Source organism: Methylophaga sp. OBS1, assembly GCF_026319365.1.
Map to the genome: position 1 here is coordinate 476,333 of NZ_JAPDMS010000002.1, position 18,981 is coordinate 495,313.

The following is an 18,981-nucleotide window of genomic DNA, read 5'->3' on the forward strand; positions in this document are numbered from 1 at the left end:
CGCTGGTTTTATTGAGATTTATGTTGACATTCGGGGTAATCTTAATAAACTACTTTAACTAGCAGTGCTAAGTGAGCAGATCACGACACAATCAACTGGGATTGAGGCAACAGATGTTTGGACGAAAAAAATCTCCGCTACTAGGGATAGACATCAGTTCATCAGTAGTAAAGATACTGGAGCTCAATAAAAAAGGTGATAAGTATACCGTTGAGTCCTACGCCGTAGAACCTCTCCCTGTGAATGCTGTTGTCGAAAGCCGTATCGAGAACCGCGATGAAGTTGCCGGTGCCATTCGCCGAGCAGTGAAGCGCTCAGGCACCAAAGCCAAAGAAGCGGCCGTCGCTGTTTCAGCCAATTCAGCCATCACTAAAACAGTCACTTTCCCCGCCTCACTCTCAGGTCGTGAATTGGAAGAAAACGTACTGCTGGAGGCTGAAAACTATATTCCCTATCCACTGGAAGAAGTTCGATTGGATTTTGAAGTGCTGGGCACCTCTGCTGCAGATGTCGATGCTGTCGATGTGTTGCTGGCAGCATCCAGGCGAGAAAACGTCGATGCCCGTACCGAGGTCGTCGAAAAGGCCGGCCTCAAACCCAAACTGGTCGATGTCGAAGCTTATACCATGGAAAATGCTTTCGAATTGATTGCGAGGCAGTTACCGCATCATGGTCAGGGGCTCACCGTTGCAGTAGCAGATGTCGGTGCCACAGTCACCACATTACACGTGCTGGTTGATGGCAAAATCGTATTTACCCGAGAGCAGACCTTCGGCGGAAAAATGCTTACTGAGGACATAGAGCGTCACTACGGCTTATCTTACCAGGAAGCAGGTAAAGCCAAGAAAGACGGTAGTCTGCCCGAAGATTATGTGCCAAAAGTGCTCGAACCCTTCAAGCGTTCAATGACGATGACGGTGACCCGTGCCCTGCAATTCTTTTTCTCGGCATCCACGCAATACCAATCGATCGACCACATTATTCTTGCCGGTGGCTGCGCCTCAATTAAAGGCGTTGCGGAGATGATTGAAAATGAAACCGGCACCTCAACCTCTGTTGCCAATCCATTTTCTGACATGGTGTTGGGTTCGAGAGTGAAAATACAGGCTTTGAGCAACGATGCTCCCTCGATGATGATTGCCTGTGGATTGGCGATGAGGAGTTTTGACTAATGGCTCATATCAACTTATTGCCATGGCGTGAAGAGCGTCGTCAGGAACGACAGCAACAGTTCTATCTGGCCCTGGTTGCGGCATTTATATTCGCCGCGTTGATTCTGTTTCTGGTGGTCTCTTTTGCTAATGGCCTGATCGATGAACAGAACCAGCGCAACAGCTTCCTCGAAACAGAAATTGCCAAAGTCGATAAGAAAATCAAGGAGATCAAAGATCTGGAAGCTCAGCGAGCCAGATTGCTGGCCCGTATGCAGGTGATTCAGGATTTACAGGAGAGCCGTCCCAAGATCGTTAAGGTTTTTGATTCATTGCCCAGATTGGTCCCGGATGGCCTGCACCTCGAGCAGGTGACCCGCAAGGGTAATCTTGTCAGCTTTAATGGTGTGGCTCAATCCAACGCACGGGTGTCAGTGTTCATGCAGGAGGTCGACGCCAACGATGAATATGGCGAATCCAGACTGCAGGTCATCAAACGGACATCCAGCCGCGATGATGCTATTCGCAAATTCACCGTGGAAGTCAATGAAGCCAACCCTGATGCAGAGGATGGAGAGTAGTCATGGAGCTGTCATCAATCACAGAGCTTGATTTCAACGAAAGTGGCGAATGGCCTGTTGCCATCAAAATTGTCGCTGTTTTGCTTCTCTGTCTGCTTGTGTGGGGCGGTGGTTATTACTTCATCGTTAAGGATAAACAGGCACAGCTGAAAACCCTGGAGCAGAAAGAAGTTGAGCTGAGACAAACCTTTGAAACCAAGCAGGCCAAAGCCGTTAATCTGGAAGCCTACAAAGAACAGCTGGCCGAGATGCGGGTTATGTTTGCTTCCATGCTGGAGCAATTACCCAGAAAAAGTGAAGTGCCCGAACTGTTGCTCGATATCACTCGTACAGGTTTGATTAATGGCCTGGAATTTGAGCTATTCAAACCCGAAGGTGAGCGCGCTGTCGATTTTTATGCTGAATTACCCGTGGATATGACCGTTACCGGCACTTATCATCAGTTCGGCAAATTTGTCAGTGATGTGGCCGCGCTACCCAGGATTGTGACCATGCATGATATTAAAATGGGCCCGCTGAATGAGCAAACCGGAAAGATGACGATGGATATCAGGGCCAAAACCTATCGTTACTTCGATGATGAGTCCTGATTTTCCGGGGAGTGATTAGGAATATGACCATGCTTCAGCGATTTAAAACTCTTGCCATTCTCCTGTTTCTTCTCCCGCTCGTCGGTTGCCAGCAGGATAAAGAGGATCTCAACAGCTATGTCGCACGCGTCAAAGCACAGCAAAAATCCGACATCCCGCCGATACCGGTGATGAAGACCTACGAATCATTTGATTATGCCGCTGCAGACTTACGCGATCCATTCATCCCGACGGTGGTTGATGTGCCTGAAGAGCCGGTCCGGGAAATCGAGGATAACGGATTGCGCCCCGATGAGAACCGACGCAAAGAAGTGCTGGAACAATATGCCTTATCTGAAATGCAATTTGTCGGCACGCTGGAACAGGACCAGATATGGGCATTGATTCGCTCGCCTGATGGTGTGATCCATCGCGTTCAGGTGGGCAACTACATGGGGCTGAATTACGGCGAGATCACAGCTATCAGTGATACCAGCCTCGAGCTCAGGGAGATTGTTCCCAATGGTAATGGTGGCTTTGTCGAAAGAGAGACCACTGTGGCGGCAGTGGAGGTTAAGTAATAATGAATATCATGGCCTACAAAGACGGAATGAGTATGAATAAGCAGACAAGACAGTCGGTTCCGGGTATCGTGCACAAATCTGCGTGGGGATTGCTTCTCTCAGTGCTGCTGATACTCAGCTTCAACGTTTCGGCAAATGAGCTCAGAGAGCTCAACTACAGTTCTTTGCCGGGGAATAAAGCAAAAATACAACTCATTTTTTCAGAGCCATTGGAAACAAAGCCCCACAGTTTTGCCACTGATGACCCTGTCAGAATTGTTTTTGACTTCGCTAATGTTAAAAACCGCCTGAGTGAGCGAACCAAGCAGGTCAATATCGGTATGACTCGCAGCATTTCTGCCGTTGAAGCCGGTGATAGAACCCGTATGGTCATCAGTCTGCTGCAAAAAGCTCCCTATTCTGTCAGTCAGCAAGGCAATCAGTTAGTCGTTACCATTGAGGGATCGCAGGCTGCCCGCGCATCGACAGCCGCCGCTTCTGATATGACGACTGATGTGACAGATATCGATTTTCGCCGAGGTGAAAACGGCGAGGCCCGTGTTATCGTCCAGTTGAGCGATGAGAATGCCACGATGGATGTTCGTGAGGATAAAGGAAACATCGTGGTCGAATTACCCAATGTCGGTTTACCCGAAAAGTTACGCCGACGTCTGGATGTCGTTGATTTTGCCACACCTGTTCAGTATATCGAGTCTGGAACGAGTGGAAATGCCTCAAAACTGACATTAGTGACCACAGGGCGTTACGAGCATCTTGCCTATCAATCGGAAAAAACACTGGTTGTTGAGGTCAAACCGCTCCCCGAACAGGCGCAGGCAGGTGAAAGAGATCAGTTTGGCTATAGCGGTGAAAAACTGTCTTTGAATTTCCAGAACATTGAAGTACGTGCTGTGCTGCAATTACTCGCAGACTTCACCGGCATGAATCTGGTTACCAGCGATACCGTAAAAGGTAATCTGACACTGCGACTTAAAAATGTGCCCTGGGATCAGGCACTGGATATCATTCTGAAGTCCAAAGGGCTCGGCATGCGCCAGAGTGGTAACGTGATGATGGTGGCACCGGCAGCAGAAATTGCCGCGCGCGAGAAGCAGGAACTTGAAGCACAGAAGCAATTGGTCGAACTGGAACCCCTTTACACTGAAATTGTTGAGATCAAGTTTGCTAAAGCGACTGAGCTTGCGACTTTGTTGAGTTCCAGTGGCTCCGGTAGCAGTGGTGGTGGCAATCAAAGAGGTTTCTTGTCACCCCGTGGGAATATTACTATCGATCAGCGTACCAACTCGATGTTGATCAGGGACACGGCTGACAGTCTGGTTGAAATTCGTGAGGTGATTGAACAACTCGACAAACCAGTCAGACAGGTACTGATCGAGTCGCGTATTGTTATTGCCAACAATGATTTTAATAAGGAATTGGGTGTCAGGTTTGGCACTTCTGCCCAGAGTAATACATTGGGGGCGGGAACATCCGGCAGCTTGGATGGTTTGGATCTGAATCCCAATAATAGCGACCAAATCAGAGCTGATAGTGTTGTGGGTAATGATTTGAATGTGAACCTACCAGTGACTAACCCCGCCGGCTCTATCGGGCTTGCCTTGGCAAAATTGCCGCTAGGCATGATTCTGGAGTTGGAACTATCAGCAATGCAGGCAGAGGGTAAAGGGGAAGTCATTTCTTCTCCTCGGGTTATTACCGCCAATCAGAAGCAGGCTTCCATTGAGCAGGGTACTGAAATTCCTTATCAAGAAGCGACTTCCAGTGGTGCGACCAATGTCTCCTTTAAAGAGGCTGTATTGAAGCTGGATGTGACACCGCAAATCACCCCCGATGACCGTATTGTGATGGATCTGGAAGTCAGTAAGGATGAGGTCGGTGAAGTCTTTCTGGGTGTCCCCAGTATTGATACCCGGAGCGTCAAAACTCAGGTATTGGTAGATAACGGAGAGACAGTCGTGCTCGGCGGTATCTATGAGCAGACTAAAAACGATAATCTTGAGCGGGTGCCATTCTTTGGGGATCTGCCGTACGTCGGTTTTCTGTTCCGAAACACGACCAAGGAGGATCGAAAGCGTGAACTACTGGTCTTTGTCACACCAAAAATTGTGAAAGAGGGATTGCAGTATTAAAATCTCCTGCAGGATCTTTCTAACAACAAAAGCCGGATCAGAAGATCCGGCTTTTTTATGAACTATAATCTAAGGGCAGGCTATTGATAACAGGTAACATATTCCTCGTCGGTCCCATGGGCGCAGGAAAGTCTACCATTGGCAGGCAACTGGCCAAGGCGCTGCATCGTAAGTTTTATGACAGTGATAAGGTGATAGAACTACGCACAGGCGTGTCCATTTCCTGGATTTTTGAGATGGAAGGTGAAGCCGGTTTCCGTGAACGTGAAGCCAGAGCGATAGAAGAGTTGAGTGGCATGGAAAACATCGTGCTGGCAACCGGTGGTGGTGTCGTCCTGTCGGAACAGAACCGTGCGTTTCTGAAACAGCGTGGACATGTGATCTATCTCTCAGCCACGCCTGAACAGCTCTATCGTCGTACCGCACGCGATAAGAAGCGACCTTTGCTGCAGACCGGCGATCGACGCAAACAAATTGAAGAACTGCTCGCCAAACGCGACCCGCTCTATCGCGATGTGGCCGATATTGTGTTAAAAACCAGTGATCAGTCGATTCAGCACACGGTGAATGATGTGATCAAGAAACTGAAAAAAACAGGAAAAGCTAAATCAAACTTATGAAAACGCTGAACGTTGCCCTGGCAGACCGCAGTTACCCGATTTACATAGGTGAAGATTTACTCTCACAACCGGCATTGCTGCAAAAACATATCAAACGGAAAGAGGTGCTGATTGTTACCAATGACACCATTGCGCCGCTATATCTGGAGAAGGTGAAAAGTCAGCTGTCTGATTATCACTGCGAAGCCGTGATTTTGCCCGATGGCGAAGCTTATAAGACGCTGGATGTGCTGAATCAGGTTTACGATAAACTGTTGAGTGAGCGGTTTTCGCGACAGGTCACCATCATTGCACTGGGCGGGGGTGTGATCGGTGACATGGCCGGTTTTGCGGCAGCCTGTTACCAGCGTGGCGTGCCGTTTATTCAGGTACCGACGACGCTGTTATCACAGGTCGACTCTTCTGTCGGTGGTAAAACAGCGGTGAATCATCCATTGGGCAAAAATATGATAGGGGCCTTTTATCAGCCTCAATGTGTTATCGCTGATACCAGCACGCTCAACACCCTGGATGACCGCCAACTGGCCTCCGGTATTGCCGAAGTCATCAAGTATGGTCTTATCAGTGACTACGACTTTTTTGAATGGCTGGAAGCGAATATTGAACAACTCAAAGATCGCGATCCCAAAGCGTTGGCCTACGCGATTGAACGCTCCTGCCAGGATAAGGCGGATGTCGTTGCCAAAGATGAGACCGAACAGGGCGTCAGGGCCTTGTTGAATCTGGGGCATACCTTTGGTCATGCGATTGAGACGGGCATGGGTTATGGAAACTGGCTGCATGGTGAAGCCATTGCGACAGGTATGCTGATGGCGGCTGATTTGTCTGTCAGAATGGGTTGGTTACAAACAGATGAGCTGAGCCGGATAGAAACGATCTTTAAACAGGCCGGCCTACCAGTCAATGGACCTCAGGGGATGACCGCCCAACAGTTTATGGATTTAATGGCCGTTGATAAAAAAGTACAGGATGGGGTCATTCGTCTGGTTTTGCTGAAAGGCATTGGCCAGGCGGTTATCAGCGATGATTATGATCCTGCTGAGTTACAGCAAACGCTGACACATTTTCAGGGCTAGGAGATGAACGACTGCCATGGGTGAGTTAACGGCAACGTCTGCGGAACCCGCCTATATCAACAGGCTGGCATTAACGCACTCACCGTTTACCCAGCACACTCCGGACGGCGCGTTTTTTGATGGCAGTCATATTAAACAGCGGCGTCTGTTGATACAGCATCTGCTGCGGGCCACCACGACACCGATTTTGCTTCAGGCAGATCAGGGTATGGGTAAAACCACCCTGCTCACTCAGCTTCAGCGCCATGCCGCTGCCGATATACAGTTTTGTCTATTGCCCGCCAGCGGTAGCAAGCTCTCCCAATGTCAGTCTCTACTGGCTGATTTACAGGCTGAGACCAGCTACGACGAGGCGGCTTGCGAAGCGTTGATAAAACAACGTCTGGCACAGCTGCGACGCGTTAATATCGTTCCGGTTTTACTGGTTGAGGATATTGAATTACAGTCGGAACCGGTTAAGCTCATGTTATCTGACTGGTTCAGTTGGCAGGGGGAAGAGCAACAGCCACTCTGGCAGGGTATTATCACCACGCAGACAACCGTGGCATCTGTTCCTGACCTGACACTGCAAAAACTCGATATGCCGGCGCTTGAGCCCAGAGAGGTTGAGTCCTATCTGCTGCAACGCCTTAAGGCTGCCGGTTATCAGGGGGAAATACCGTTCAGCAGTCGTGAATTGCAGCGCTTTTATCGCCAGTCGGCCGGCAACCCCGCTAAGATCAATCAACTGGCTCACCAGCAGTTACTGGGCACCGCGCCTAAATCCAGGTTACCGATAACCATGCCTGCTCAGTTCCGGCAAGTCGGTCGCTGGTCTGTCGTGATTATACTGGGGCTGATTATCCTCGCGGCATTGATTTTTCAGCAGCAAATCAATAGCTGGATAGATAAGTCTGAGTCGGTCGAAGAGGAAGTGATTCTGCCGCCACTGGCTCAGGAGGACGAGCTTGCCACCGTAATTGTAGGTGAGGGTGAGACCTTGTCACAGGATAATCCAAGACAGGAACTGGCTGATCTGCTGGCAGAGATTCCTCCGACTGGTCAGACTGTTGCCGAGACCGAGACCGAGACCGAGACCGAGACCGAGACCGAGACCGAGACCGAGACCGAGACCGAGACCGAGACCGAGACCGAGACCGAGACCGAGACCGGAGTGACATCCTCTGCACCTACTGAGGCGGTGGGGCGTGAGCAGACTGAAGAACAAAAATCAGCAATGGCTGGTTCCGATCAACGGGTCATTGCTGCTGAGAAGTCTCCGCAGCCAGAGCAAGCCAGTAAAGCATCAAGCTCAATCCACAATAAAGACTGGATACTGCAACAAAAGGCGAATCATTATACCTTCCAGTTGATGGGAGCCTGGGATGCCGCTGAGGTGGAGGAATTTATCGAGAAATATGCGCTTTCAGGCGATGTAGCGACCTTTACCAGTTTGCGGAATAACAAACCCTGGCATGTACTGGTTTATGGTGTATATCCCACCAGAAAGGCCGCTTTAACGGCCAGCAACCAGTGGCCGGCACCATTAAACACGATTCCAACCTGGCTGCGACGTCTCGACAGTGTGCAGAAACAAATCAAAGAGAAAGGGGTAGCGCCCTGAACAGCGTGGTGGATTGGGTCTGATAACTGGCAAATACGGCGCGGTAAACTGTTTGCTGAAGAATCCTGGCCTTTGATAGCACACCTTCAACAACCAGGTCATCGAACCCCTGTCCTTGAGCAGCAAAGCAGACAATACCGCTACCACCGTTCCAGGTTTTGACCTGCTGCGTTGCCAGCAAGGTGGCAAAGCGTTGGGCATGTTGCAGCCGCAACCGCGTTTGTTGATAGAACCAGTCCTCCCCCAGCACTTTCAAATTTAACCATAGAGATAGAAACAGTTCGGCACCGTAAGAGCCGGTGACACGACCTGTGGGAGCTGAATCCAGGTAGTCAGTCTGACGACGCTCTGCCGGAAGATGACGGCTCAGATAGACACTACAGGGACGCGGCTGAAACAGAGACTTGTGCGGGTCAAAGCCCAGACTGTCGAGTCGTGCCAGATGATGGAGTGATTCTCGTTGTTCCGGCAGCATTAACAACGCACCGCCCCAGGCTGCATCCAGATGCAGCCAGCATTGATAGCGAGCCGCAATGTCTGCCACCGGTTGTAAAGGGTCGAGCGCCCCGATAAGGCTGGTCCCCGCTGTCAGAACAATAGCGACTGGTGCAGCCTGCCTGCAGGCCTGTTCAAGGGATGAGACATCTATCCGATCATCGGCATCAGTGGCGATAAGCTCAAGTTTGAGTCCCAGAATGCGACAGGCTTTATCAACAGAGTAATGCCGCGCGCGACTGGCATACACGATTTTGCTATCGATTTCGGCACTATCACGCGCCTGCCATAGCGCCTGAAGATTATTATCACTGCCGCCGTGACTGAAATGGCCGTAGGGCATCCCAAAACAGGACTTTAGCCAGTTAAGCGTATAGCTTTCGGCCTGCCGGAGTTCAGGATACAGTTCCGCTGACAATAAATTACCCCGGTGCATGGCGGCGAGCTGCATGCCCAGCAGGCTGTATGGGGCAAGGTCGGCAGTCATGTGGGCAGCTTTATCCACAGATAACATACGCTCAGCTTCGGCCAGCAAATCATGATAATAAGGTTTGGTGCAGACATCATCGATAGGCTGATGCTGCAGTAATGCCGATAAAAGATCGTTGGCCTGGTGCGCAGCCAGTAGCTGACTCATTGCAGAATCAGGCCTTTATCGGGAAATAAAGCCTGTTGTTGAAAATGAAATAACTGGGTGTGAATAGGGTGGCGCTGATACAGGGTGGTGAACCCTTTATCCAGCACACCATGTTGAATCAGCGCCTGAATACGACTGGAGACGACGGTGGAGCGCTTGATCATAATGAGTTCATCGGCCTCCAGCTGTTGCGAAAGCCATAAAGCCAGGCTGTCAGAACTGATGTCCCAGCTGTGGGCAATGTCTGACATCGTCAACAGTGAACGATCAGGCAGCCACACATGCAGACCATGCTCAAGTTCACTAACGTGGTGCTGGGGATAATAAAAAGCCTGACTGTTTGGCGCCAGATCGGCAAGCAGCAGACCGAACTGTGCCATGGCCAGCAGCGCCATATGATGGGCAGCACTGTCACTGAAACGATGCAGTCGCTGGGCATGACGGACTTCATCGGCAAAAGGACCGCCACCGGGTACGATGACAACGGCTTCATTTTGGCTGGCACGGTCCAGCAACTCGAGCCACTGTCTCAATTCCGGCGTATGAAACAGGCTGCCGCCCAGTTTAATAATCCGCATAATCAGCGTAAGCCTTCGATTAAATGCAGCATGGCTGCAGCCTTATCATGTACTTCCTGATATTCTGCCTCAGCCTGCGAATCTTTAACGATACCACCCCCGGCCCAGAAACGCAGCCTGTTGTCGCTGAACACCAGCGTGCGAATCGTGATATTGCTGTCCATGTTACCGTCAAAACCGATATAGCCGATGCTGCCACAATAAACGCCACGGCGGTTGGGTTCCAGCTCTTCAATGATCTGCATAGCCCGCAGCTTGGGGGCACCGGTGATGGAGCCCCCGGGAAAGCAGGCTCTTAACAAGGTGGCAGCAGATTGATCCTCAGCCAGAGTACCGGTGATCGTACTGACCAGGTGATGTACGGTGGCAAAACTTTCCAGCGCAAACGGCCTGGGAACACGAATACTGCCCGCCTTACAGACCTTACCCAGATCATTACGCAGCAAATCGACGATCATCAGGTTTTCTGCACGATCCTTGATACTGTTTTGTAAATCGTCAGCGAGTGCCTGATCTTTGCGCTTATCGCTCAGATGGCGGGGGCGGGTACCCTTGATCGGTTTAGTTTCAACCTGCCCGTCATGGACCTGAAGCAGGCGCTCCGGAGAGGAACTCATGATGGCTAGCGATCCGGTATCGAAATAAGCAGAAAACGGGGCTGCATTTTCTTGTCTCAAGCGCTGATAGGCATACCAGGCATCACCCTCTGCCGCTATCTCAAACCGCTTGGCCAGGTTAACCTGATAACAGTCGCCTTCGGTAATGTAATGTTGAATTCGCTCAAAAGCCTGTTTGTATGCCTGTTGATCGAGGTTGCAGCGCAGTTCACCCCGGACTCTGAATAATTTATCTTGTTCTGTCGTCGCTTCATCATCTGTCAGCTGAGCAAGCAGTTCAGGCCATTTTTCTGGTGTTTGTGGATCCTGGGCAAAGCTGGCCAGCCAGCAGCGCTGCTGTTGATGATCGGTGATAATAGCCCAGTCATAGATTCCCACGGCCATATCCGGGATGGCTTCTGCATCAAGTGCGGTTGAGGGCAAGTCCTCAATGCGTCGACCCAGGTCGTAGCCGAAATAACCGATAGCGCCACCGGCAAAAGGCAATTCACTGCGAGGCTGGTGATATTTTTTGAGTAGATCATCCAGCAGTAGAAAAGGATCCTCGTTACTGAGCCGGGCACCGGTAGCGCTGACAATCCGGGTTTGATTGCCACGGCACTCGAGTGTAATAAAAGGGTCGGCAGCGATGATGTCATAGCGCCCGGCGGGCAGGGATGTATTTGCGCTATCCAGTATCACCGGCCAGTGACGCTGACGCAATTGACGAAAATAGCGCTCGCTGTCACCAGGATAGGGCAGTTCAACACAAAGCGGTGGAAGTGTCTGGCTCATCTGATTATTTTACGATAACTGCTTCGCTGCCAGAAGGGCGAGTGCGGCGGCCGGTGCATGGTCGGCGGCAGCAGACTGGGACTGACACAGACTGGCAAAATCGATATAGGGCCGGTTCAAGCGTGCTGACAGGATTTCTGAGATAAAGCGACCGACACCGGCACCGATTATGGGGCTGTCATTGTTCAGCGGATAGAGGGTCATGACTTGAAGACAGGCCTCGGTAATATGCTGTAACTGTTTCTCTGCAAACCATTGCGCTATCAGATCCCAGGTTGGGGCACTGGCATTGTCGGCATCGGCAGCGAGCATTCTGGCCAGACGCTGGCGAGACAACTCGGCTGTCCACGGGGTGCCGTCAGCGCTACTATCCTGAATCTCAGCACCATCGAGTTTATCCAGCAATAGCCAGATGTCAGCGGTGCTGGCGAACCACTCTGCGGCAAGCCTGACCCGGGTGCCATTTAACGGCGCTTCGGTCGCCAGCGACATTAACGGTGTGCGGATGGCACCAGTATAGACCAGGCTGCCACTGATCTGTCGCTGATGATCAGTCAGGCCCAAAGGATGGACCTGGTGTGAAGAAATTGGCACGAGATCGCAGGTGGTACTGCCGATATCAATGAATAAGCCGCTTTCCACCTGACTGGCTGCAAAATCGGCACTGGCAATCCAGTTCATTGATGCGACAGCCTGCCAATCGATTTTAGCCTGCTCAGGCGTTAACCAACCTTGCTCAGCAGCGTAAATCTGGCAGTTTGAGGCTGGCAAAATCTGCGAAACACTATCGATAATTGCACTCACCCCCGCACGGCGGTGGGGGAAAGCATCTACCAACTCCCCCGTCATCGTGATGGCATGAATATCGCGATCACAGTCGAGGCGTCGTAAAGCCTGTTGCATCGACAGTTGCAGTTCTTCAATACCTCGCCATAAAGCACAAGGGAGCTGAATAACCTGTTCCAGTTGGCCATTTTTATCACAGCGGGCCACTTTAAGATGTGCACCGCCGATATCCCATCCGCAATAACCGGGTTGTTTCAATTTAGTCCTCTTTCAGATAGGGCATTAACTGTTGTGCCGGATTCGCAGTCTGTATCAGCGATAACTCGGCATAAGAAGCTGTCAGCCGTGGATTAATCTCAATCAGCCAGAGTGCATCAGCAGTTTTGACCAGATCAACACCGACAAACCCCCACAGTCCGGGCATCGTAGCATGTATCTGCTGCGTAAGCTGCCGAACTGCGGCGGGTTCAATGAGATCCTCACGGCCGGCTTCGCAGTGATTCAGTTTTAACGCATGGTTAGATTGGTTAATGTGCTGACGGTTCACCGATAAAACGGTGATATCCGTTTCCGTAACAAACAGGCTCAGACTCAGCGCCATGCCGGCAATAAAAGGCTGAACAATTTGCTTATCAAGTTCAGCGGTGGAAAGTGAGTTGAGATAGGATCTGATTTCATTGGTGGTCATCCTGAATGTTTGTTCACAGCCGGCCCCATCCCTGGGTTTGATAATCCAGTCAGACGCTTCGGGCCGGGCCTGATATGACCAGTCAGACGCTTTGACGGATTCAGGCGTGACTACCCCTTGCTGTGTTAACCATCGACTACACTCAAGCTTGTCAGTGCACAGGGCAATGATTGATGCCCGGCAGCCGAAGTGCACTTTATCTCTCTCTTCCAACTGTCTGACCAGTTTCTCAAGCAGACCATCCGTCTCCGGCGCAATAACGATAAACTGCTGATGTTGATCCAGGGATTGTTGCCATATCTGACGGTAACGTTGTTGGCTGTCGACGGACAAAACAGATAGGCTGGCGTCTGTGGCTTTGCAGGGTGGCAGACGGCTATCACGCATGATGGTAAGTTGACAGCCCAGTGCCGTCAGATCACGACAGATCGCTGTTAACATGGCGTCACCCTCTTTCATCAGTGAGGGTGAAAGAGTCTCACCAGCCAATGCGCCACTGGTAAGATGTTCGTAGATAAACACCGTCATCAATACTGTTAGGACCTCTTGGTCTGACAACCGGGCGGTGATGGCACCCTATAAACAAGAAAGAAGCAGATGCTGCAGATTATACCGGTGATTGATATTCGTGGCGGTCGTGTCGTTCACGCCCGGGGAGGCAACCGTCAGCAATATCCCGCCCTGAAATCTTTATTAACCAATTCAGTTACCCCTGCTGAAGTCATCAGTGATTTGCAGAAATGTCTGCCTTTTCAGCAACTGTACATTGCCGATCTGGACGCGATTGAAGAGGGAAAACAGCGCATGGACTTCTATGAATCATTGTGCCGGTCGTTCCCTCAGATAGAGTTCTGGATTGATAGCGGTATTAGGCAGTTAACGGCATTATCCGCATGTAGTCAGATTAATAATCTGCGCATGGTGGCGGGCAGTGAGACATTGGCTGATTCAAGCATGCTGACTCAGGGGGGAGGGGACGCCTGTTTGATTCTGTCTCTCGATAGAAAAAATCAGTCTAATCTGGGCAAGGCGGATTTATTCACAGAGCCGAGACTATGGCCGAAAAACGTGATTCTGATGAACCTGGACAGAGTGGGATCCAAGTTGGGGCCGGATTTGGAATGGTTACAGGCACAGCGGTCAAAAGCCCCGGAGGTGGCGTGGTATCTGGCGGGCGGCATCCGCAATGAAGCCGATTTAATCAAGGCACAACAATCTGGTGCCGCAGGCGTACTTGTCGCCAGCGCGTTGCATAATGGCGCTATCAACCTGCAGACGATGAAACGTCTGATGCAATAAAGTGAAACCGCCCTTCCAGAGAAGGGCGGCCATCACGGTTCAGAACTTACTTGGCACCGAATGGGTGTTCAGTTGATCTGTATTGTGCAACGACGTCAGCCGCTTTCGGCTCACGGGCAACCGCACGCTTGATTGCTTCTTTCGTGGCACGGTAGTTCCAATCCTGGATTTTTTCGTCACTGTCAGCGGTTGGTGAAATGAAGACACCAACGCAGATAAAGACATCGTCAGCTTCACCGGCAGGAATGGTGCCATCTTCAACGCACTCAGCTACAGCCATTGAAACACCACGCTGGGCAGGACCGAACATTTGAACCGCTTGCTTCATGTTCTTGATGGTGACTTTGTTGAACATGACGGTAGCAGGTTTAACCATCAGGTTAGGTGTGACTACAGCCAACAGACCGTTAACACCTTGTTTCTGGTCGGTCAGAGTGCGGCAGAAAGCATCTTCTGCTGCTGAGCCACGTGGGCCCATGATCAGGTCGATGTGTGAGACGTTGTCCAGGTCACCGTCTTCGATGACCAGGGATTCACCTACAAGTACGCGATCGATAACTGGCATGTTATATTTTCCTGTTCCAAAAAAATTGTCAAAAAGGCTCATTTTTTTCCCTCCTTGCTGGCAAGGAAGGGTTTATACGTAATAAAGGAACGTATCACCTGCTCAGTGCCGTCCGCTGGATGCATCATGGTACTGAAATTCGATTAGCAGAAAGCCGGCGCTGAAATGCATGAAGCAACAGCGTGGCCGCGACAAGGTCGGCGGTAGTTCCCGGATTAATGGCATTCTGCTTTAATTCTTTATCCCAAGCAGTGAGCTGATTTGAATAAGCATTTAACGTACTGTTTTTATTCATTTCAAAAACAAGTTGTTTTGCCTTTTTTGTCACTGCAATTGCCTGTTCCCTAGATTGCTTGCGACATATCAAGCTGTCGGGAAGCTCTGATAACAACTTAAGATACGCGAAAGCCGCTGCCCATTCAACACTTTCCCCAGAATTCAGCGCGCTTGTCAATCCCGGCAATCCAATTTCCCATAATGTGCTGAAATTGCTCACATATTGCAAGGCTATTTGATCCCGCTCCGCAGCCATTTTCATGGCTTGCAGCAGAGTAACACTGGGATCTCCGCTAATATCCTGTTCCTGGTGTCGGCCCAGGCCACCCGCCTCAGCCATTCGGATAGCCTGATAAGTTAATCTGGCATCTTCCACAGTCAGGTTCTGCAGTGTGGTTCTGAGCTTGTCAGTCAGATCATCAAACGTCTCAGATTGTTCGACGGCGCAACACAGGGGGGCAAATAGCAGCACTATGCCCAGATTGGTATTACAATCAACCACTTGTCGGGTCGCTGTTATTGCAGCCAGGATTCTCGCTCCCACGGTGAGTCCCGGCTGGGCCATTACCGGTGCAATGGCGCGGGCACTGCGGATGAAGTCATCAACCGCCATATTGTGGCCGTCGCTGAAGCAATTGACGTTACCTGGTTTGGGCGCGCGGACCTCTTTCTCACAAGCCCAGAATACGGAATCAGCTATCTCCGATTCAGACAGCATGGTTAGAGGCTAATCCCGCCGTTATACGCTGATTGACGGCCTGGGCCAGTGTGCCAGCGATATCGGCACCTGTCGCCTGGTAAAGACCTTTCCAGGCCGGAACACTATTGACTTCCAGCACGGTGAATTGGCCTTCAGGACCGCGGATCAGATCAACCCCGGCATAATCGGCCTGCACCGCGGCAGTAGCATGGATGGCTAACTGGCGCATTTCTTCAGAAACCGGCGTTGCGAAACAGCTGGCACCCTGCGCAAAATTGGTAATCCAGTGATTGGCGCGACGTGACATCGCGGCGCAGACTTCACCATCAATGACCAGCAGACGCCAGTCCTGCCAGGCACCGGGTATTTCAGGCGCAACATACTGCTGCAGGTAAAAAGCGCCCCCCACCGCTGCCTGTTGTTCAAACTGAGACAGTGTCTCTATCAGTGCAATACCCTTGCCCTGACAACCGAACAGCGGTTTCATCACCAGTAACTCACCGGCTGCCAGTTCTCGCTCAACAAGGGTTCTGGCGCTGTCTGCATTTTCACAGGCCCAGGTACGCGGTGTCGCAAGCCCAGCCAGGTGGAGGCGAAGTGAAGTACGGGCTTTATCGACGGTATGTTCTATCGCAGTCGCCGGGTTCAGCACGGGTACGCCGAGTTCTGCCAGTGTATGGAGTACATCCATACGCAGCGTGATTTGCTCCAGGAAACCGGGAGCAATTCCCCGAACAATGGCTGCAGCCGGCAGTTCATTGTCAAAACCGGGTATAGAAAGACCGGTCGGCGCATCCAGGTCAATACGGCACTCCGCCAGATCGGTCAGCATCGCCTCGATACCCAGCCGGCCCAGCGCAGTGGTTAACTGATCACTGTGCCAACCGTGGGTATCGTTGAAAATGACGACGCGGCGCGCGCTCATGAATTTACAGGCCGAATGACTGGTTAAGCAGTTCGTGATTCAGTTCACCTGCAGTGAAACTTTTGCCCGTATTGGCATTGGTGACAATGACTTTGCCGGGACTGAACAGGCTGCCATCAATTTTGAAAAAGTCATATTCATAGGATTTAAAGATCTCAGCGAAGGGCCGGCCATAATCCGAAGAAGTGTTGCTGGGCATTTTCTCAGCTAACGCTTTGGCTTCCTCATCCGTGGCATCAACAAACAGATGCACCTGGCCACCAAACAGAATGGCATCATTGGTACGGCCCATCGCGGTCATGAAATCGCCGCCCGGTGGTGCGACGGGGGTGACACCATAACCATCGACGATTTTTTCCAGCGGGAAATGCAGTTCATGCGCTTTATGCATGGCGACTTCCAGCACACGAATCGCGATTTGCATGACACCGGCCAGGCTGGAGGTCGGGGTCAGAATAAAGGTCAGGTTTTCTGCTTTGATACCGCAGTTATCAGCCACTTTTTCAGCCACTTCGACGGGTGGAAAGCTGTCGACTTCCAGAACGATAACGGTGGCGTCGGCTTTATCCTGATAGCCGAACTCCTTGAATAGTTCTTCTCGTGCAGCCAGCGCACGGCCGGGACCGCTACCGAGGGCAAAAAACTTACTGTCTTCGCTTTTATGCGACAGACTCCAGCCAGCATACTGACTGCCGAGACAACTCAGGACAGGGGTTTTAGCGTGAACATTGACGGACCAGGGCCAGTTATCAAAGCCACTGTTGGTACCCAGTGTGGCCGTGCCTAAGCCCCCCATGCAGATTTCACCAATGCGGCGGCCGGCTTCCAGACCGCCCTTGCAGTTGATTCCGGCATCGACGATGCGGGTGCCGTTATCCAGTGTGCTGATTTCCAGGTTAAGGGCCTGTGCATCGGCAATCAATGCATCGACCAGCGGCTGGCAGGCAGCGTTAACGCTGGTCCAGTTGGCTGAGAGTTCACTGCTCATGATAAGTCCTAAATTAAAGTCGAAAAAATAATCGGATTATACGTGATATGGGGCCGCCCTGTAATTATGCAAGCCCCTATTAATACAGGTTTTTCAGTCACCCGGATCAGGCTGCGGGACGATATTCATCGAGTGTTTGCGCAATTTTTTCAATACGTTTTCGACGAATCGCCTCACCAATGGCAATACCTGAGAGACCGGCTTCGATAAATTCAGTGGCGGATACAGCGGCGGCAGCCTCATAACAAGCCTGGAAAGCGTTACCCTCAGGCATGGGGGCATCTTCATAGCCAGGCCGGCCTCGGAAATCGGCCTCGCCGGCCAGCAGATATTGTTGAAAGCGTTCCGGACGGCGGAAGCTGTCGATGCCTTCGAGCACATACAGTACACGCTCGGCATCGAGTTCAAACAACAGATGTACATCGGTATGAAACTCAGCGACTTTGACGGCGAGATTACGGGTTTCTTTCGGCACTCTCAGCCTGTCACATAAGTCGCGGGTCAATCTGATGCTGGTCGCTTCGTGCCCCTTGTGGCTGGGCAGAATATCAGCCGGTGTCTGGCCTTTACCCAGATCGTGACACATGGCTGAGAATCGTACCGCAAGATCATCACTCAGTCGGGCTGCCTGGTCGATCACCATCATCACATGTACGCCGGTATCGACTTCCGGATGCCATTTAGGATTCTGCGGGACACCAAACAAGGCATCGACTTCGGGAAACAGCTCTTTCAGGGCACCGACTTCGCGCAGTGTGGTGAAGAACAACGAAGGCTTATCGGTTAACAGGGCTTTGGATAATTCCTGCCAGACGCGCTCCGGCACCAGATAGGCCAGTTCACCATCGGCTATCATTTGAGCGATTAAGTCCTTGGTTTCATCTGCGATTGTAAAGTTAAAGCGGGCCGCAAAGCGGGCGATTCTAAGCACTCTTACCGGGTCTTCGACAAAGGCAGGTGAGACATGACGCAGAACGCGCTGTTGTAGATCCCGTTGCCCATTAAATGGATCAATAATGTTGCCGTTTTCATCTTCAGCGATGGCGTTAATCGTTATATCACGACGTGCCAAGTCCTGTTCCAGCGTTACATCCGGGGCGGCATGAAAACTGAAACCATGGTAACCGCGCCCGGACTTACGCTCGGTTCGCGCGAGGGCATATTCTTCCTGGGTTTGCGGATGCAGAAATACGGGGAAATCCCTGCCCACAGGCCGAAAGCCATGGGTGAGCATGGTCTGGGGATCCGCTCCGACTACGACCCAGTCGTGATCTTTAACCGGTAACCCCAATAGTTTGTCACGGACACAGCCGCCGACGAGAAAGCATTGCATAACCACA

The 18,981-nt window shown here is 51.3% G+C and carries 19 protein-coding genes; 9 read left to right on the forward strand and 10 right to left on the reverse strand.

Going from position 1 to position 18,981, the window contains the following annotated elements; genetic code table 11:
* Nucleotides 1-113 precede the first annotated feature (113 nt).
* The 8 genes from OMQ46_RS09010 to OMQ46_RS09045 all read left to right on the forward strand — a co-directional run bounded on the left by OMQ46_RS09010 (nt 114) and on the right by OMQ46_RS09045 (nt 8,313).
* Nucleotides 114-1,172 (forward strand): pilus assembly protein PilM, encoded by a 1,059-nt coding sequence (locus tag OMQ46_RS09010; RefSeq protein ID WP_266236423.1) that lies wholly within the window; start codon nt 114-116, stop codon nt 1,170-1,172.
* The gene (locus OMQ46_RS09015; protein WP_266236424.1) at nt 1,172-1,732 is read left to right on the forward strand and encodes a PilN domain-containing protein; all 561 of its coding nucleotides are present in this window, start codon (nt 1,172-1,174) and stop codon (nt 1,730-1,732) included. Before OMQ46_RS09010 ends, OMQ46_RS09015 begins: the two co-directional genes overlap by 1 nt.
* A 2-nt stretch (nt 1,733-1,734) precedes the next feature.
* Nucleotides 1,735-2,322 carry a type 4a pilus biogenesis protein PilO gene (locus tag OMQ46_RS09020; RefSeq protein WP_266236425.1) on the forward strand — a complete coding sequence of 196 codons (588 nt, stop codon included), beginning with the start codon at nt 1,735-1,737 and terminating at the stop codon, nt 2,320-2,322.
* Between the two features lie 29 nt (nt 2,323-2,351).
* Complete coding sequence (locus tag OMQ46_RS09025) at nt 2,352-2,882, forward strand: pilus assembly protein PilP (protein ID WP_266236426.1); 531 nt, start codon at nt 2,352-2,354, stop codon at nt 2,880-2,882.
* 35 nt (nt 2,883-2,917) lie between these two features.
* On the forward strand, nt 2,918-5,014 hold the full coding sequence (gene pilQ, locus OMQ46_RS09030) for a type IV pilus secretin PilQ (protein WP_266236427.1): 2,097 nt from the start codon (nt 2,918-2,920) through the stop codon (nt 5,012-5,014).
* 83 nt (nt 5,015-5,097) lie between these two features.
* Entirely contained in the window at nt 5,098-5,634 is a 537-nt protein-coding gene (gene aroK / locus OMQ46_RS09035; RefSeq protein WP_323135151.1) for a shikimate kinase AroK, read from the forward strand.
* Nucleotides 5,631-6,710 carry a 3-dehydroquinate synthase gene (gene aroB, locus OMQ46_RS09040; RefSeq protein ID WP_266236428.1) on the forward strand — a complete coding sequence of 360 codons (1,080 nt, stop codon included), beginning with the start codon at nt 5,631-5,633 and terminating at the stop codon, nt 6,708-6,710. The genes aroK and aroB overlap by 4 nt, the downstream gene beginning before the upstream one ends.
* 16 nt (nt 6,711-6,726) lie before the next feature.
* Nucleotides 6,727-8,313 (forward strand): SPOR domain-containing protein, encoded by a 1,587-nt coding sequence (locus tag OMQ46_RS09045; protein ID WP_266236429.1) that lies wholly within the window; start codon nt 6,727-6,729, stop codon nt 8,311-8,313.
* Here the strand turns inward: OMQ46_RS09045 and OMQ46_RS09050 are convergent.
* The 5 genes from OMQ46_RS09050 to OMQ46_RS09070 are packed head-to-tail and all read right to left on the reverse strand — an operon-like array spanning nt 8,288 to nt 13,416.
* Nucleotides 8,288-9,445, reverse strand: coding sequence for a pyridoxal phosphate-dependent decarboxylase family protein (locus OMQ46_RS09050; RefSeq protein ID WP_266236430.1), 1,158 nt, complete (start codon nt 9,443-9,445; stop codon nt 8,288-8,290). The two genes, OMQ46_RS09045 and OMQ46_RS09050, sit on opposite strands and share 26 nt — an antisense overlap.
* Nucleotides 9,442-10,023, reverse strand: coding sequence for a delta 1-pyrroline-5-carboxylate synthetase (locus OMQ46_RS09055; RefSeq protein WP_266236431.1), 582 nt, complete (start codon nt 10,021-10,023; stop codon nt 9,442-9,444). Before OMQ46_RS09055 ends, OMQ46_RS09050 begins: the two co-directional genes overlap by 4 nt.
* 2 nt (nt 10,024-10,025) lie before the next feature.
* Entirely contained in the window at nt 10,026-11,414 is a 1,389-nt protein-coding gene (gene pabB, locus OMQ46_RS09060) for an aminodeoxychorismate synthase component I (protein WP_266236432.1), read from the reverse strand.
* Between the two features lie 9 nt (nt 11,415-11,423).
* On the reverse strand, nt 11,424-12,458 hold the full coding sequence (locus tag OMQ46_RS09065; RefSeq protein ID WP_266236433.1) for a hydantoinase/oxoprolinase family protein: 1,035 nt from the start codon (nt 12,456-12,458) through the stop codon (nt 11,424-11,426).
* Nucleotide 12,459: 1 nt separating this feature from the next.
* On the reverse strand, nt 12,460-13,416 hold the full coding sequence (locus tag OMQ46_RS09070; RefSeq protein ID WP_266236434.1) for an ATP-grasp domain-containing protein: 957 nt from the start codon (nt 13,414-13,416) through the stop codon (nt 12,460-12,462).
* A gap of 69 nt (nt 13,417-13,485) precedes the next feature.
* On the opposite strand from OMQ46_RS09070, the gene OMQ46_RS09075 reads away from it, so the two are divergent.
* Entirely contained in the window at nt 13,486-14,187 is a 702-nt protein-coding gene (locus OMQ46_RS09075; RefSeq protein WP_266236435.1) for a HisA/HisF-related TIM barrel protein, read from the forward strand.
* Between the two features lie 46 nt (nt 14,188-14,233).
* Here OMQ46_RS09075 and fae read toward each other — a convergent pair whose 3' ends face one another.
* The 5 genes from fae to OMQ46_RS09100 all read right to left on the reverse strand — a co-directional run bounded on the left by fae (nt 14,234) and on the right by OMQ46_RS09100 (nt 18,974).
* On the reverse strand, nt 14,234-14,752 hold the full coding sequence (gene fae, locus OMQ46_RS09080) for a formaldehyde-activating enzyme (protein ID WP_266236436.1): 519 nt from the start codon (nt 14,750-14,752) through the stop codon (nt 14,234-14,236).
* Nucleotides 14,753-14,876: 124 nt separating this feature from the next.
* Nucleotides 14,877-15,746 (reverse strand): triphosphoribosyl-dephospho-CoA synthase, encoded by an 870-nt coding sequence (locus OMQ46_RS09085; protein WP_266236437.1) that lies wholly within the window; start codon nt 15,744-15,746, stop codon nt 14,877-14,879.
* A complete protein-coding gene (locus tag OMQ46_RS09090; RefSeq protein ID WP_266236438.1) occupies nt 15,736-16,653 on the reverse strand; it encodes an ATP-grasp domain-containing protein in 918 nt (305 codons plus the stop codon). Before OMQ46_RS09090 ends, OMQ46_RS09085 begins: the two co-directional genes overlap by 11 nt.
* 4 nt (nt 16,654-16,657) lie before the next feature.
* Nucleotides 16,658-17,641 (reverse strand): methenyltetrahydromethanopterin cyclohydrolase, encoded by a 984-nt coding sequence (mch, locus tag OMQ46_RS09095; RefSeq protein ID WP_266236439.1) that lies wholly within the window; start codon nt 17,639-17,641, stop codon nt 16,658-16,660.
* A gap of 106 nt (nt 17,642-17,747) precedes the next feature.
* The gene (locus OMQ46_RS09100) at nt 17,748-18,974 is read right to left on the reverse strand and encodes a multifunctional CCA addition/repair protein (RefSeq protein ID WP_266236440.1); all 1,227 of its coding nucleotides are present in this window, start codon (nt 18,972-18,974) and stop codon (nt 17,748-17,750) included.
* Nucleotides 18,975-18,981: the final 7 nt, after the last annotated feature.

Excerpts from the sequence above, each read along its gene's own strand:
- OMQ46_RS09020 (WP_266236425.1), top strand. The coding sequence starts at position 1,735 with ATGGAGCTGTCATCAATCACAGAGCTTGATTTCAACGAAAGTGGCGAA.
- fae (WP_266236436.1), bottom strand. The coding sequence starts at position 14,752 with ATGCCAGTTATCGATCGCGTACTTGTAGGTGAATCCCTGGTCATCGAA.
- OMQ46_RS09075 (WP_266236435.1), top strand. The coding sequence starts at position 13,486 with ATGCTGCAGATTATACCGGTGATTGATATTCGTGGCGGTCGTGTCGTT.
- OMQ46_RS09100 (WP_266236440.1), bottom strand. The coding sequence starts at position 18,974 with ATGCAATGCTTTCTCGTCGGCGGCTGTGTCCGTGACAAACTATTGGGG.
- OMQ46_RS09055 (WP_266236431.1), bottom strand. The coding sequence starts at position 10,023 with ATGCGGATTATTAAACTGGGCGGCAGCCTGTTTCATACGCCGGAATTG.
- OMQ46_RS09085 (WP_266236437.1), bottom strand. The coding sequence starts at position 15,746 with ATGCTGTCTGAATCGGAGATAGCTGATTCCGTATTCTGGGCTTGTGAG.
- OMQ46_RS09090 (WP_266236438.1), bottom strand. The coding sequence starts at position 16,653 with ATGAGCGCGCGCCGCGTCGTCATTTTCAACGATACCCACGGTTGGCAC.
- OMQ46_RS09010 (WP_266236423.1), top strand. The coding sequence starts at position 114 with ATGTTTGGACGAAAAAAATCTCCGCTACTAGGGATAGACATCAGTTCA.
- OMQ46_RS09050 (WP_266236430.1), bottom strand. The coding sequence starts at position 9,445 with ATGAGTCAGCTACTGGCTGCGCACCAGGCCAACGATCTTTTATCGGCA.
- OMQ46_RS09015 (WP_266236424.1), top strand. The coding sequence starts at position 1,172 with ATGGCTCATATCAACTTATTGCCATGGCGTGAAGAGCGTCGTCAGGAA.
- OMQ46_RS09070 (WP_266236434.1), bottom strand. The coding sequence starts at position 13,416 with ATGACGGTGTTTATCTACGAACATCTTACCAGTGGCGCATTGGCTGGT.
- mch (WP_266236439.1), bottom strand. The coding sequence starts at position 17,641 with ATGAGCAGTGAACTCTCAGCCAACTGGACCAGCGTTAACGCTGCCTGC.
- OMQ46_RS09045 (WP_266236429.1), top strand. The coding sequence starts at position 6,727 with ATGGGTGAGTTAACGGCAACGTCTGCGGAACCCGCCTATATCAACAGG.
- pilQ (WP_266236427.1), top strand. The coding sequence starts at position 2,918 with ATGAATAAGCAGACAAGACAGTCGGTTCCGGGTATCGTGCACAAATCT.
- aroB (WP_266236428.1), top strand. The coding sequence starts at position 5,631 with ATGAAAACGCTGAACGTTGCCCTGGCAGACCGCAGTTACCCGATTTAC.
- pabB (WP_266236432.1), bottom strand. The coding sequence starts at position 11,414 with ATGAGCCAGACACTTCCACCGCTTTGTGTTGAACTGCCCTATCCTGGT.
- OMQ46_RS09025 (WP_266236426.1), top strand. The coding sequence starts at position 2,352 with ATGCTTCAGCGATTTAAAACTCTTGCCATTCTCCTGTTTCTTCTCCCG.